The 14,185-nt window shown below is 71.4% G+C and carries 11 protein-coding genes; 6 read left to right on the top strand and 5 right to left on the bottom strand.

What is annotated here, in order from left to right:
- Window positions 1–31 precede the first annotated feature (31 nt).
- From EDC02_RS15895 to EDC02_RS15875, 5 genes are read right to left on the bottom strand one after another with little or no spacing between them, the layout of a single operon-like run.
- On the bottom strand, window positions 32–2,431 hold the full coding sequence (locus EDC02_RS15895; protein WP_123602633.1) for an RAMP superfamily CRISPR-associated protein: 2,400 nt from the start codon (window positions 2,429–2,431) through the stop codon (window positions 32–34).
- On the bottom strand, window positions 2,428–3,027 hold the full coding sequence (csx19, locus tag EDC02_RS15890; protein ID WP_123602632.1) for a CRISPR-associated protein Csx19: 600 nt from the start codon (window positions 3,025–3,027) through the stop codon (window positions 2,428–2,430). Before csx19 ends, EDC02_RS15895 begins: the two co-directional genes overlap by 4 nt.
- A complete protein-coding gene (locus EDC02_RS15885) occupies window positions 3,024–4,778 on the bottom strand; it encodes an RAMP superfamily CRISPR-associated protein (protein ID WP_123602631.1) in 1,755 nt (584 codons plus the stop codon). The genes csx19 and EDC02_RS15885 overlap by 4 nt, the downstream gene beginning before the upstream one ends.
- Window positions 4,775–7,279: an RAMP superfamily CRISPR-associated protein gene (locus tag EDC02_RS15880; RefSeq protein WP_123602630.1), complete on the bottom strand. Its 2,505-nt coding sequence runs from the start codon at window positions 7,277–7,279 to the stop codon at window positions 4,775–4,777. The genes EDC02_RS15885 and EDC02_RS15880 overlap by 4 nt, the downstream gene beginning before the upstream one ends.
- Window positions 7,279–8,901, bottom strand: a complete 1,623-nt coding sequence (locus tag EDC02_RS15875) for a hypothetical protein (protein WP_148083478.1) — start codon at window positions 8,899–8,901, stop codon at window positions 7,279–7,281. The genes EDC02_RS15880 and EDC02_RS15875 overlap by 1 nt, the downstream gene beginning before the upstream one ends.
- 166 nt (window positions 8,902–9,067) lie before the next feature.
- On the opposite strand from EDC02_RS15875, the gene EDC02_RS15870 reads away from it, so the two are divergent.
- From EDC02_RS15870 to EDC02_RS15845, 6 genes are all read left to right on the top strand, one after another.
- A complete protein-coding gene (locus EDC02_RS15870) occupies window positions 9,068–9,853 on the top strand; it encodes a hypothetical protein (protein WP_123602628.1) in 786 nt (261 codons plus the stop codon).
- Between the two features lie 12 nt (window positions 9,854–9,865).
- Entirely contained in the window at window positions 9,866–10,168 is a 303-nt protein-coding gene (locus EDC02_RS15865) for a hypothetical protein (RefSeq protein ID WP_123602627.1), read from the top strand.
- 149 nt (window positions 10,169–10,317) lie between these two features.
- On the top strand, window positions 10,318–11,163 hold the full coding sequence (locus EDC02_RS15860) for a hypothetical protein (protein WP_123602626.1): 846 nt from the start codon (window positions 10,318–10,320) through the stop codon (window positions 11,161–11,163).
- A gap of 431 nt (window positions 11,164–11,594) precedes the next feature.
- Entirely contained in the window at window positions 11,595–12,215 is a 621-nt protein-coding gene (locus EDC02_RS15855; protein WP_123602625.1) for a C39 family peptidase, read from the top strand.
- 465 nt (window positions 12,216–12,680) lie between these two features.
- On the top strand, window positions 12,681–13,190 hold the full coding sequence (locus EDC02_RS15850; protein WP_123602624.1) for an SAV_6107 family HEPN domain-containing protein: 510 nt from the start codon (window positions 12,681–12,683) through the stop codon (window positions 13,188–13,190).
- A gap of 156 nt (window positions 13,191–13,346) precedes the next feature.
- Window positions 13,347–14,144 carry a hypothetical protein gene (locus tag EDC02_RS15845; RefSeq protein WP_370461455.1) on the top strand — a complete coding sequence of 266 codons (798 nt, stop codon included), beginning with the start codon at window positions 13,347–13,349 and terminating at the stop codon, window positions 14,142–14,144.
- Window positions 14,145–14,185 lie beyond the last annotated feature (41 nt).

Below are 14,185 nucleotides of genomic sequence, written 5' to 3'. Positions count from 1 at the left end.
CGGAGCCCGGCCGGCTCACCGCGGCGCCGAGCTACTTCCGGCCGCCGCCGCGCTTCTTGGCGCTGCCACCGCCGTTGCCCCCGTTGCCCCCGTTCTTGCCACCAGCGTTGCGTTCCTTCTTCTTCGGGTGGTACGGCAGGACGAGGTTTTCCGGGTTGGACAGCTCGCCCAGCGCCAGCCGTCGGTCCTTCGGCCGGTTGTCCTTCTCGCCGATGGCGTCGTTGGTCACCCACCAGTCGAATGTGGTGTTGCGCGGCGTCGACGGCTGGCCCGGCCGCGGTGGCGTGTGCTCCTTGTCGGTGTCCGCGGCCCGGGGGTAGTGCACCGGCGCGTTGCGGAAACCGTATGCGGCGTTCAGGAACTCCGTCCGGACGGTCGGTAGATGTTCGCGCAGCAGGGCGTCGTAGTCGTCGATCAGCTGCCGGACGGTGGACACGTCGACCGGCTCCGGCGAGCGCGACAGCAGGCGGTAGCGGTCCCGCAGCCGGTCGCCGTGGAACAGCCTGGTGTCGCCCCAGTCCACCTCGGCCCGCACCGCGCCGAACCCGAGCGGCTTGCCGAGCCCGAGCTTGAGGCAGGCACCTTCGGGCAGCCACAGCAGCCACAGCAGGGCACCGAGTTCGGTGTCGGTGAGGTTGTCGACCTGCAGCGTCAGCCGGAACTTCGTGCCCTGCTTCACCCACTGCGACACCGACGTGACGACGTCCACGTTGTCCTTGTCGCCTTCCCGGACCGGCGACCGGGCGTACTCGCGGTAGCGCGGGCCGGCTTTGACGTTCACGAGCCCTGGTTTCGGCGGGCCGGTGCCGTCACCAGCCGGTGGTTTCCAGTACTCGACGGCGTTCTGGCCGGGCAGCACCTCGGCGTGGGTCAGGTAGACCTTGCGTCCGCGCAAGCGGCGCTGGCCCGGCTCGGTTGGGTAGCCCTCGTCGGCGTCCTTCGCCACCCCGTTGAGCGGTTTACCGTCGCGGTCACCCAGGTAGAAGCGGAACTGCGACGGCTTGGGGGAGTTGAGGGCGACCAGTTGCAGCCCTCCGCCGATCCGCTGCACGCTGCTCGGGTCCGGTGCCTGCGACTCGTGCGGCGGCAGCACCCGCAGATGCCCCCGGTATGCGGGTCCTTCGTCACCTCGGCGGCCGTCCTGCCCCACCCAGCCGAACACCCGGTCGGCTGGCGACAGCTCCGAGTGATTCTTCGCTGGACGGTGTGCCTCCGGCAGGCTCTGCTTCGGTGTGCCGGCGAACGGCACCCGCCCGACCATCGCCGGGAACAGCCGGTCGACCTGGATCTGCTGACCGGCTGCGGAATCGGCCGGGGTGATCCTGGCGTAGAGGGTGTCGTGCGGGCGCAGTTGCCGCCACCGCTGCGGCTGCCACACGTACTGGCCGTAGCGGGTGTTCGTCTCCTTCTCCCGGTGATGCGCCCAGTGGTACGAGTCGATCGTGGCCTGCCAGCCGTCGAGCAGTTGCTTGCCGACGGTGACCTTGGTCAGCTTCAACTCGACGGGGCCTTCGAGCACCTGGGTCACCACGAAACGTTCGTAGCGTTTCCGGTCACCGCCGGCCGGAAAAGTGCTGCCGGTGCGGTGCAGCCGTCCCCGTACCTTCACCAGGTCATGTTGCGCCTCGATCGTCAACCCGCGTTTGCGCTTCTTTTCGTACCCGATGTCCTCGTCGCGCCGTCGTCGTGCCGTCGACTTGTCGCACAGCCTGCCCGGCTCGGCGACGGTGGCGACCCGCCACAGCGGGAACCTGCCGAGCCTGGCGAAGTAGATCCACGCCTCCAGGTCAGGGCTGCGCGGCGGGTCGTCGGTGCCGTCCGTGCCGTGCCCGATCTTGCCGCTGCAGCGGCCGGCGCACTCGCAGCGCAGTGTCATTTTCGACCACACCGCCGTCTGCACCGGATTTTCCAACTTCTTGCCCTGCCAGTTGCGTGGCGTGAGGGACTCGACCACCTGCAGGGTGGCGGTGTCGTCGCCGGTCTCCAGCACCACCGCCGGTCGCAGGTCGGCGAGGTTTTCGTCGACCACCGACCGGATCGCCAACTGTTTGTCCTGCTGGAACACCCCGAACCGCGAGTTCGTGATCATCTCGTACGCCGAGCGCAGCGCGCCTTTGACCGCCGACCCGGACAGCATCGGACGGCCCTTGTGGTCCACCCGCACCTCCAACGGCTCGTCGGCGTTCGGGCTGGTGGCCGCGCGTCGCCCATGGTCGGGGATCAACATCGGGGTACGGGTGGTGATGGTGACGCCGATCGTCCCGGTCCACCGGTCGGCGTGGTAACGGTCATGACCGGCGGGCCTGCCGTCCCACAGCGGCTCCGGCAGGTCGGCCCGGTCCGGGATCGACACGAAGGCGTACGGGTTGAGGAACCCGTTGCCGAGCGGCAACGGCTCGGGTGCCTCGCTCGGCACCGGTGCGATCGTCATCGTGCGGCCCCCTTGTTCTTCGGCTTCGGGTCCTTCGGCGTCGGAAACGGCTTGGCCACCAGCCCGACCAGGCGTTCATCCACGACGGCCACGTTGCCGTGCTCGTCGGTCTCGGCGTATTCGACCGCCTGCAGCCACACCAGGGAGCCTTCCGCCGCCGGCCCGTCGACCGGCACCGGCAGCGTGCCGATCCGCCCGTCGTGCAGCGTCACCCAGCCGTGGTCGTTGCGTTGGCCGACCACGGCACCCCACAGCAGCCGCTCGTACGGCTTGTGCCGCAGCCGCCACGGCATGCCCGGTTGGCTGCGGTCGGTGTCGGACTCGCCGACCCAGTGAGCGGTGCCCGTCCCGCCGCTGTCATGCAGCCAGCGCAGCTCGGCCTCGCCGGTGAACGCACGGAGCTCGAACACGCCGGTCAGGTCGAGCGCCGACCCGTCAGCGCCCCGGGCCACCCCGTCGGAGGCGAACCGGAACCAGCGGACGTCCGCCGGCCGGTAGCAGAACCCGATCCCCGACGTGCCATCGGCGAAGGCCGCCAGCGCCGCGCCCGCCGGGCCCGCGTGGACCGATCGAACGGTACGCACGATTGTGCTCATACCTGTGCTCCTTCAGCCGTGGCCAGCCAGGCGGTGGTCAGCGACTCCGTCAGCTCCTGGTCGGCCAGCACCTGGGCCAGCGACCGGCCGTCGAGGCAGCTGAACCAGCCGGTCATCGAGCCGGCAGTGAAGCAGACCTGGTCGGCGTCGACCCGCACGCCACCGGCGCCACGGGTGGTGCCGTGGCCGAAGCCGAGCCAGCCGTCGCACAGGTCCCGCAGCACCAGCAGCAGCAACGCCAGCGCGGCAAGCTGTTCTGGCGGCGGGGCGAACTGCCCGTCCTGCTCGGATTCGGTGCCCGGCTCCGACGGCGCCGGCCCGAGTTCGTTGACCCGCAGATCGAGGGTGATCGGGTGCCACGCCTTGTCGGCCTTGCCCGCCTTGTCGTCAGTGGCGTGCGGTTCCAGGGTGGCGAACAGCAGCGCGTCCGCAGCACCGCCGGTCCACCGGTCCACCGCCACGTGGTGCGCGATCATGAACTTGATGCCCTTGACGCCACGGTTCAGTTCGTCGACGGCGAGCTGCAGTCGGCCCAACGCGGCCCGGTGCACGTCTACTTCCTGCTCGGCACCGTCCATGCTGGCCGCATTCGTGGTGCTGCCGGCCGCCTGCGGATGCTTCTTTGGTCTTCTTGATCGTCTGTTGTCGGGCTTCTTGCCGGTCTCAGCACCACCACCACCACCCGCACTGTCGCCGAGGCGCTGCTGCAGCAGGCGCACCGCGTCCCACTGGGCCGCCGGCAAGGTCGCCCGGCTGATGCAGGTGGCCACCTGCAACGCGCCGCGCCGACCGGTCGGCAGATCCCGGTCGCTGCTGTCGCGGGCGGCGGCGGTGCCGAACAGCGCCGCCACCGAGCCGAGCCCGTCGGCCCGCATCTGGTCCAAAAAGTCCTCGGAAGCGGACTTGCCGGTCACCGTACGGGTGATCCGCTCGGCGTGGCTGCGCAGCACACCTTTGATCGAGCTGCCCGGCAACTCCAGGTGGATGCCAGCCTTGTTCCGTCCGGTCAACGGGAAGGCGCTGACTACGTCGCCGTCCGAGCTGACCTGCACCGCCAGCGGACCGTGCGGTCGCCACGGCACGACGATCCGCAGCACACCGGCCGGCACCTGGTCCGGGTCCGCGGTGGGCAGGTCGACCGGCTCCCCGCCGGTGCGCAGCGCGGCGAGCATGCCGGCCCGGGTCGCCAGATCCGATTTCCGCAGTACGGCGTCCGTCAGCCGGACCAGGCCGAGCCCACGGGTGGTGGCCGCGCCGACGCCGATGCCGGGGCCGCGTAGCTGAGCCGCGACCGCTTCGACCAGAGTCCGCGCCGCCGCCGCGTCGCCGTCTGCGGGGGCGTCGACCACCATGCGGAAGGCGAATCGGGTGCCGGCGGCCAGCACCTCCCGGCTGAACAGGTGCCCCTTGGCCGCCGCACCGTGGAACCGGTCGATCGACACGTGGTCGCGTACCTCGACGTGCGGGCTGTCGAGCGCGGGGGCGTCGTCGATCCGTACCCAGGAAGCCTGCCCGCCGTCGCCGTCCGAATCGGACGGCAGGCCCCAGAGGGCGCTGTCGGGGTTCCCCGCCCCGCGCAGCGCGGAGCGGATCACCCCGGCCAGCGCGGTGCCGGGCAGCAGCGGCCGGCCGGCACCGTCGCGGGCCTGGACCAGCTGCGCCGGCCCGGCGTCGAGACCACCGATGTGCACCGCCGCCTGTGCGACGAGGACGCCGGTCAGCTCCCACCTGCTGGTCACCTGGCGGCTCATGCTGGCACCTCCTCGTTGCGATCGGCTTGCGGACCGGCCAGCTGGTCGTCGTCTGTCGTCGGGTTGCGGCGTCGCTCGACCTCGGCCCGTGCCACCTCGGTGAGCAGCCAACCGGCTGCCTGCCGGTGCAACTCGCCCGCGACGGGTTCCGGCGGGCGTACACCCAGATGCGTCCACAACTCCTCGTGGCCGCCGGCCAGCAGCGCCAACTGATCGAGCCGCCGCTCGCCCCACACCTGCATGCGTGGCGGGTTGCGCCGGGTCGCCGCGATCCAGCCCCGCAACTGCGCCGGGCCGTCACCGGCGGTGAGCCGGTCGGCCAACGTGCGCAGGACGCCCAGCTGTGCTGCGGTCGCGTTGCCCGGCACGAGCAGATCGCGCAGGGCGTCGTCGGCTGCCCGGACCGCTGCCGTCCGGTGCAGTTCCCGCCGCCAGCCACGCCGCAGCAGTTCGACCGCCAACGCCGGTACGTCATCCGCGAGCCACCGGCGGGCCGTGCCCTCACCGCCCCTGCTGCCGTTGCTGCCGCCCTTGCTCTGGTCGTCGGGTGCGGATAGCCGAACCGTCTCTTCGCCGAGCAGCCAGGGCTGCAACGCCAGCCGGCCGTAGCCTTCGGCGGTGCGCTCCCCGAGCCCGGTGGCCTCGACCCGGCGCAGCGCCCCGTCGTCGGGCACCCCGCTCATCTGGAACCGCACGACACTGCCGGCTGCGATCCCGGTCAGCGACGGGCGCGGCATCGACCAACGGCGCTGCCACGACTCGACCCGCCGGGTGGTGACGAACTCCGCCGGTGGTTGTCCCGGCTCCTGCTCCGGCAGCGTCAGGTCGATGCCCAGCGCCGCGCCGAGCACGGTTCCCAGCTGGTCCAAACTGGTCACCGGCGCACCGGCGGGGCCGCGCAGCAGCAGGTCCGACAGCAGCCAGACGACCAGTTCGCCGTTGGCTGGATCTTCGCTACGGCTGGTCAGCGCCGGCTCGCCGGGTCGGTCGATGACCTCGACCCTGACGTGGCCGTAGTCGTCCTTGCGGGACCGCCCGATCGCGTGCTCGCGGTTGAGCCACTCGGTGTCCAGCCTCGTGTCGGCGGGCAGCCACAGCTCGCAGCGCAGCACGGTGCCGGCAGCGATCGCCTCGTGGATGAACAGGCCACCGGAATCCTCGGTCGGCCGCTGTGACGCGTCGTCGATGACGGCGTGTGCCTGCGTCACCAGATCCGCCTCGGCGATGCGGATACCGCCGCCGCCGGCGGTATCGCGGATGCAGAAACCGGGCATTGTTCGCAGCCGTTGGCCGTCGTCGGTACGGGGCTTCAGCAGGTTCACCAGGACCGGTGGTTCGTCCGACTGTTCGGGGTCGGCGTCCTTGAACTGGTGCAGGGCACGGGGCAGCGGCAGCGACCGCTTGCCGTCGACCTCGACGGTGGCGTTGGTGACCACCACCTGACCGCTGGTGATCAGCTCGGTGGCGCGGTCGCCGAGCGCCTTGGCCACCATCGGCAGCAGCGACGTACCGGGCACGAATCGTTCGGACAACACCAGGTTGCCGAGCACGCCACGGGCCACCATCAATGGAGTGAGCGCGGTGATCCGCAGGTCGTGGCGGTGCTCAGGCGCGGCCTTTGCCTTCGCGCCGAGCATCGTGTCGGCCGTCTGCGTCTCGGCCGTCTGCGTGTCGGCCGTCTCAGCGACGGTTGTCGGCATCGCCTCGGCCGGGGTCTTCGCCTGATCGATTCTGCGCAGCAGATCGGCCAACCGAGTCCCGTCGCCAGTGCCGCTGGCTCCGTCACCGGCGATGGTGACGCGGCATCGTCCGGCACCGCGTCGACGCTTGCCGCCGACGGCGTCGACCAGCCGGGCGGCGGCCAGCAGCAGCAGTTCGGCCTCCCACGGCACCAGTTCGCCGACGGCGAGCCCGGCGAAGGACAGCTGCCAGTCGGTGGTCACCGTCAACCCGACCGCTGCCCGTTCCTCGACGCGGAACATGTCGTCGGCCGCGGTGTGCCGATACTGGTCGATCTGCACTCCGGGGCGCAGCAGCACAGCCGCCTCCCGGGCCAGGACGCGGTCACGGTCGTCGAATGCGGCGACCGCGCGTCGCACCTCTTCTGGCAGGCGCAGCGGCCGGGCCTGCAGCGCTGCCGGAACCGGCGTCGAGCGTGGCTGCGGTCGCGGCTCGCCGGCCTTGCCAGGACCGAGCCGTTGCCGGGACGACGCACCGGGCTGGCTGCCGAAGACCGCCTCCACCCAGTCGTGCCAGGTGCCGGTGACGCCTCCGTCCAAACCGGTGGCGACGGTCTCCGCCGCGTCGCGCAGCACCGCCGCGAGTGCCTTGCCGCGCAGCATCGGCAGGCCGTCGGCGTCGCGCTGCACCTCCCGGTCCACCGCGCCGTGCCGGCCGGTGCCGGTGCCGCACGCCCAGTCGCTGAGGAACTCCACGTCGACGGTGAACGGCTGGCCGTTGCGCAGGCCCGTGTTGCCAACTGTTGGCTTGGCGTTGGTCATCAGGCAGCCTCCCGGGACGGCTGCGTCGTGCGGGTGTCGGCCGGTTCCGCCGCGGTGTGCGGAGCGGTTCCAGTTGCCATGTCGATCAGGTCGATCGCGCCGAGGATCCGGCTGAACGTGACGCCGGAACCCGATGGCGGTTCATCGACCAGCAGATGGTCCCGCAGGAACGCTTCCGCCTTCGCACGGTTGGGCGCCCAGACGGTGGCCTGGTCGCGGGCCCGGTACGTTTCGGTCCGGCCGGCGAGCAGCGCCTGCCGCAACCGGTGCAGAGCGCTGCGGGGCAACACCGGCGGATCGTCCTCGCTCGACCGCTTGCCCAACTCCTTCACCGCCGTCCGTAGCAGCGTGACGTCGCGGGCCGCCGCCCAGCCGCCCTCCTCCGGCTCGCCGACCACCACCGGGCCGGGCCACAGCCGCAGTTCGCCGGTGCCGCCGTCGCGCACGGTCAGCGGGGTACGGATCCGTTCCAGGCGCTGCCCGACCGAGTCATGCAGCACGTGGAAGTCCAGCGCGCCACAGCGCTCGTCGACCCGCTTGATTTGCTTGGCGGAGCTGCACAACTCCTCGGCCAACTCGTACGCCTGGCTGAACGGGTAGTGCGGTTTGACGTAGGCGATCCCGGCGCACGCGGTCAGCCCCGGGTGCCCGACATCGGCCAGCACGCGCGCGATACCCGGGTGCGCGGCGGCGGTCCGCGCGAACTGCTCGACGAAGGTCGCGGTCACCTCGAACGCGGGCCGGGCGTCCATCATCACGGTCACGTCGTCGCCGCCGACGACCAGCGGCAGCAGCCAACCGGTCCGGTCGTTGACCTGCTCGACGGCGTACCGCAGCGCGGCGACCGTCACCTTGTCGAGCGCCTGGCTGAAGGCACCCAGCTTGGTGAGGAAATCCTGACCGCTGTACGTCGTGCTGATCTTGCGGAACACGTCGCCGATGCCGTTGCCGTCGGCGTGCATCACCGCAATCCAGCCGGCGTTGCTGACCCCGTCGGCCAGCTTCGCGGCATCGACGACCGCGTCGTTGCCGAGTTGCCTGGCCATCCGGTCCCGGCCGGCGTTGCGTCGCCGCCAGGCCGCGTCGACGCTGGCGGCCCTCGGGTACGGGGTGCCGCCCTCCTCTTCTATCTCGGTCGACGGCTGTCCCGAGTAGTGGCAGGGCCGGGTGAACGGCAGGGTCGGGTGCCGCAGCAGTGGCGACGGGCGGCGGCTGCGCCATGCCGCCTGCCGCCGGTACGCCCGGGTCAGCCCATCCGCCAGGTCGGTGTCGTCGGTGACCGGATCCGGATCCACTGTGCCCCAGATTTCCAACCCTGGTGCCTCGTCGAGTGCACGACGGGTCACTGCCCGGATGATCGTCCTGCCGGCGTCCGCCTTGTCGGCAAGCAGCAGCGCCTTGCCGGAGGCGGCCACCACGATCTCGACGACGGGTTCCGCGCGCCCATCGTTGATCTTGTCGACGGCGGTCTTCACCCACTCGGTGCCGGCCTGAAAGATCAATTCGCTGGCCCCGACGTTCACCGCCTGTTTGTTGCTGGCGAACACGTACGCCTGATTGGCGCCGGTCTCTATTACCACCCAGTGCCGACGTGTGCCGCTCGCTGGAGACTGGCTGTTCATCAGTACCCCTCTGTCGTCTTGGCGCCTGTACTGGACACCGACGGACAGGCGGACCTCGGGAACGGCCCACCGCTGCGTCGAGGGCAGCCGGCAAACATATCCGACCCGACCGGTCAGCCGCAGCAAACCGGTAGACAGGTTTCAGACAACCGCCCGGGGTGCGCCGATGTCCCGCCCGGACACATCTGCCACCGGCACCGGGGTGATCCACTTCGGCTCATCGACACGACACGCCGTACCGCTGTCCGCTGACGCGAAGTGGATCGAGCCGTGGTGCGGTGCGCCGGCACGGATGCGGGCGGGCGCTACCGTCGGCCGGGTGTCCCGGAGACGACTGGTCGCCCAGCGGGTGAGTGCGTTCGTCGCTGTACTGTGCTGGCTGCTCCTGTGCGCCTACAGCGGCTCGCTTTACCACAATGGCCAGTACTGGGGGATCTACGTCGGCGCGGCCCTCGTCGGCGGCAGTCTCGGACTGGGACTGCTCGTCGTCCGGGCCATCCGTCCTCGGATCCCGGGGCCGTCACGGGTCGCGCTCGTCGCCGTCGCGCTGCTCGGCTGGGCGGTCTTCGTGGGGCTCGGCCCGGTCTATCTGCACCTCACGGGTGAACCGACACCGGTCGTCGTGACCGACACCTGGCGCGGCAGCGAAACCGAGCGGTACCGGTTGTCGCGGTCGGACACCGGAGCGGACCTCGGCTGGCAGTACCGGCACGACATCGGGGTACGCCGCGACGGTGACCAGTTGACCATGTGGGTGGACCAGAAAGGCTGGTACGGCCCACTACCGGCCGACCGCAGCACAGGTCGCTGGGCGATGACGGTGGCGATGTCCGGCATCCTGGTGGCCGTCGCGACGACTGTCAGCGGCTACCTGCTCGACCGCTGGACGGTGTCGCGCCGGTTCGTCGCCCGGCTCGTCGGCGGGAGCGGACATCCGGTTGCCGACGGCTGAGACGATCATCCGGTGCCGCACCCCACCGCCGAACTGCTCCCGGTGCTCGCCGGTCGGCTCGCCGAGACGCTGACCGACCAGGTACGCCGCGCCGACGGCAGCTGGGACCCGGCGGTGCTGACCGCCGTCGCCGGGGCGCTCGCCGAGCGGGGTGACCTGGCCGCCGGGCTGTTCGCGGTGGCGCTGGTCCGGGCCGGTGACCGGTACGGCTGGTCGCCGCCGTGGCGGTCGCCGCTGCACCGGCTGCGCCGCCACCCGGTGCCCGACGTGCGGTCGGCGGCCCTCGACATCGCGATGGTGGGCCGGCTGAGCTGACCGGGCGTTGACCTTGCGCGGCCACCTCACCATGATCAGCAACCGGCAGGTCGGTGCCGGTGTGGTCGGAGAGGCGGTAGGTGCGCGTGCAGCGAACGGGACGATCGCGGTCGTACGGAGGTGACGGGTCGGGCCGGTGGGTCCGGGCGGTGGCCGGGCTCGTCGCGTCCGTCGTCACGGTGACCGCCGTCGCCGGCTGTGGCGACGACGAACGGATGGCCGCCTTCGAGGAGGCGGTCATGCCGATCGTCGTCGAGATCGCCAAGGAGTCGGTGGCGGCGTTGCCAGCGCCGTACCGGATCGTCGCCGAGGTAGGCATCTACGCCACCGAGGAGGCGGCCCGTGAGCAGGCGGCCGACCAGGACGCCACCTACCTGTTGATCAACCAGACGATCGACGGTACGCAGCGGGTCAGCGTCTTCCGGATCGACACCACCCGCAAGCTGCGGATCGACATGGACGGGCGGTTCGTCACCGAGATCGAACAGAACCGGATCACCATCACCGCCGACCCGACCGTCGACTCCACGCTCGTGATCACCGACGCGCTGGACAGCGAACCGGTGTACGCCGGTGACCGGCTCGTCTTCGACGGTGACGACCTGCACTACGACCTGGACACCGGGCGGTTCGGCGACCCGGAGCAGGATCCGGAGTTCGCCGCGGCGGTGGATCTGGTGGAGCCCCGGTTCGCCGGCACCTGGAGTTCGCTGACCGGCGGCCAGGCTGCGCTGCGTAACGGCGCACAGGCCGCAGACTGGGACGAAGGTACGCCCACCCTCGGCGGCTGCTCGTCATTGCCCGACTCGGCCTGGAACGACGAGGAGGTCGTCCAGGGCATGTTCAGCGGCAACCGGTGGCGGCGGCTGTTTCCGGTCTACTGCATTCGGACCAGTGACGGGCGGTACGGCACCCTCACCCAGCGCACGTCGGTCGACGGCGAGGAAGGCCCGCTGCAGCTGGAGTACGTGCTGTGGAAGAAGCCGGGCGACTGACCGGGCCGGTGACGTCCCGTTTGCGAGGTTCGGTGCGGCGCAGCGGGTAGGTGGCCGAGGCATCCAGGCTCGGGCGGAACATCGGGCGGGCGGGCGGCGTTGGATCCTGGCGTTGGACCGAGTAGGCGAGCGGCCCGGCTGATCTGTCGGGCCTGGTCCGCCTGATCTGTCGCCCGGCGCGGGTACGGCCGGTTCTGCGGCCCCGCCGGGTGCGGAATGCCGGGCACCCCCGGGTGGTTGTATCTGGTGCGCCGGTGAGACCGCCTCCCGCCTGGACCGGTGGGTGTGCGCGGGTCGGAGGGCGTCAGTCAGTTCGACTTTCTGGTGCGTGTTCTGTCTTTGTGCGTGTTCTGTTCTGTCCCGTTCGTGACCGGTCATCGATCCGGTGGGTCCGGTGTCCGGTTCATTCCCCTCGGAACGGAGATTCTGCTATGAACACGATTTTCCGTAAGTCTGCTCTGTCGGTTGCTGGTCTGTTGACCGCTGGTGGTGTGGTGGCCGCTCCTGCGGTGGCGGCGCAGGCCGCTGGTCCGGGTGCCGCCGATGGTGGTGCGCGTGAGGTGCGGGTGCAGTACGAGGCGCAGCCGAATTTCTACTACTGCGGGCCGGCGGCGACGCGGATCGCGTTGACGGCGCAGGGTCATGCTCCGTCGCAGGATGAGGTGGCGGGCAAGTTGGGGACGACCGAGGCCGGTACGGATTCGGCGGAGGAGACGACCCGGGTGCTGAACGAGGTGACCGGTGAGGCCGAGTACGAGACGGTGTCGATCGGTGCGGCCGCGGCGAAGCCGGAGCATGTGGAGAAGTTGCGGGCGGATGTGCGTGAGGCGGTGGACGACGACCGGGCGGTGGTGGCGAACATCATGGGTACGGCGTCGGACGTCGACGGGGTGGCGCACTCGTATGAGGGTGGGCATTACCTGACGGTGACGGGTTACCGGGATGGTGGTGACACGGTGAAGATCGCTGACCCGTACTTCGAGGGTCAGGAGTACTGGATGGACCTCGACGTGCTGGCCGACTGGACCGCCAAGCGCGGCTACTCCGCCTGATCGATGACAGGTGCGCTGGCCGGGTCCCCTGCGCGGGGACCCGGCCAGCGGCGTTTGGCGTGCCTGACGTTGCATTTTCGTCGGTGGCAGGGTGTACTGTGAAGCAGAGGTTAGAACGGGTGTTCGATAACAGGTAGCTCTGCTGGTTGGGTCCGCCGGTCAGCAACGGCACCACCGGAGTCGACACCCGTACTGGCCGCCGGGAGGAGCGATTCGCGGCGCGAGTCCCGGCAGTGCGGCGCCGCGAGCCGCACGCCCCGGCACTGGACTTTCGCGGGTCCAGCGCCACCAGGCAGGACCGCTGCCCGCCGCCCCCGACCCCCGGGCGGCGGGCGGCGGACCCCGCCAGCATCGTCGGTGCGGATGCGGTGTGGGGAAGCATCCGCATCCGCACCGACGACGCCCCGCCGACGTCTTCCTCCGTGGGCGGGCACCCGAACAGGTGAAACGCGCGGAGGAGGATCCATGCCGACCACTTCGGCACCGGCTCATTCGGCACCGGCCCAGGCCACGACCGCAGTCCCGGCCCAGGCACCCACGGTGCCGGCGCACCTGCTGCCCAACCGCACCCCGGCCCAGTTGCTCGTCCTCGCCCGGCACGGGCTGACCGAAGCGGGCAGCACCCGCCCCGACGGGCTGCGGTACGCGGCGGCCCACCTGTCCGCTCTGCGCGCCGCCGCCGCGATGCTCGCCGCCCGCGCCCGGCCCGCCCCGGCCCGCCGCAACCGGGTCACCAGCGTCTGGGCCCTGCTGATGATGGTCGCTCCCGAGATGGCCGAGTGGGCCACCTTCTTCGCCGCCGGTGCCAGCAAACGGGCCGCCGCCGAAGCCGGCATCCCCCGGGTGGTCACCGCCCGGGAAGCCGACGACCTGCTGCGTGCCGCCGGGCAGTTCGTCTCCCTGGTCGAGGACACCCTCGGGCTGGCCCACCAACCTGCTCTCGACCCGGCTCTCGACGGCCTGGCCGCTGCCTGACCAACCACCCGGTCCGCTGTCCGGGTGACTCACTGCCCGGTGACCCGCACCGGCGTGACCTCTGTCGCCGCCGGCACTCGTGGTGCCGGCGGCGACCACGCGCGCACCAACACCAAGACCAACACCAGTGAGCGAAACCCGGGGGAGAGAAGCAGGATGGCGGGGCGAATGGTGGCCGGCACGGCGGCACTGTCCGCAGCCGCCGCCGCCAGCCTGGTCCGCCCGGCCAGTGCGCTCGCCGGCGGTGCCGGCTCAGCGGCGACGGCCGGTACGCCGGACCCGACCGGCCTGCCCGGTTCGGCCGGCATCGACCGGGTGCTTCCCGTCCCGACCATGCTCACCGGCCTGCTCCCCGGGCGAGGGCTGCGCCGCGGCTCCACCGTCAACGTGCTGCCCCACCGGTCGGCCCGGCTCGGCGCCACCTCGCTGCTGCTCGCTCTGCTCGCCGAGGCGTCCCGGGCCGGGCTGTGGTGCGCCGTCGTCGGAGTGCCGGCGCTGGGCGTGACCGCCGCCGCCGAGCTGGGCATCGTCCTGGACCGGCTGGCCCTGGTGCCCAATCCCGGACCGGACTGGCCGGCGGTGGTCGCCGCGCTGATCGACGGGGTGGACGTGGTGGTCGTCGCCGCCCCCGCCGCCGTGACAGCGCAGGTGACCGGCAGGCTCGCCGCCCGGGCCCGGCAGCGGGGCTGCGTGCTGGTGCCCTGCGGCCGGTGGGACGCCCCCGACGTCACCCTGCAGGTGGTGAACGGCCGTTGGGAAGGGCTCGGGGCGGGCCGGGGCCGGCTTCGTCGCCGGGAAATGGTCGTCTCCGCCCGGGGCCGGGGAGCGCTGACCCGGCCCCGGGAGATCCGGATCTGGCTGCCCGGCGGCCCGCCCCCGGCAGCCGCCACGCCGACCGGCGGCATCACCCGCCGGACCCGCCGTGCCGAGCTGACCTTGGTGCGGCGAGGATGAGCCGCACTGAGCTGACCCTGGTGCGGCCAACCCTGGTGCGG

Source organism: Micromonospora sp. Llam0 (assembly GCF_003751085.1).
Lineage (GTDB): Bacteria > Actinomycetota > Actinomycetes > Mycobacteriales > Micromonosporaceae > Micromonospora_E.
Note: the sequence above shows the minus strand (reverse complement) of the source record. Positions and strands in the feature narration are given on the sequence as shown.

Coding starts and splice junctions, on each gene's coding strand:
- EDC02_RS15895 (WP_123602633.1), bottom strand. CDS start 2,431: ATGACGATCGCACCGGTGCCGAGCGAGGCACCCGAGCCGTTGCCGCTC.
- csx19 (WP_123602632.1), bottom strand. CDS start 3,027: ATGAGCACAATCGTGCGTACCGTTCGATCGGTCCACGCGGGCCCGGCG.
- EDC02_RS15885 (WP_123602631.1), bottom strand. CDS start 4,778: ATGAGCCGCCAGGTGACCAGCAGGTGGGAGCTGACCGGCGTCCTCGTC.
- EDC02_RS15880 (WP_123602630.1), bottom strand. CDS start 7,279: ATGACCAACGCCAAGCCAACAGTTGGCAACACGGGCCTGCGCAACGGC.
- EDC02_RS15875 (WP_148083478.1), bottom strand. CDS start 8,901: ATGAACAGCCAGTCTCCAGCGAGCGGCACACGTCGGCACTGGGTGGTA.
- EDC02_RS15870 (WP_123602628.1), top strand. CDS start 9,068: ATGTCCCGCCCGGACACATCTGCCACCGGCACCGGGGTGATCCACTTC.
- EDC02_RS15855 (WP_123602625.1), top strand. CDS start 11,595: ATGAACACGATTTTCCGTAAGTCTGCTCTGTCGGTTGCTGGTCTGTTG.
- EDC02_RS15850 (WP_123602624.1), top strand. CDS start 12,681: ATGCCGACCACTTCGGCACCGGCTCATTCGGCACCGGCCCAGGCCACG.
- EDC02_RS15845 (WP_370461455.1), top strand. CDS start 13,347: ATGGCGGGGCGAATGGTGGCCGGCACGGCGGCACTGTCCGCAGCCGCC.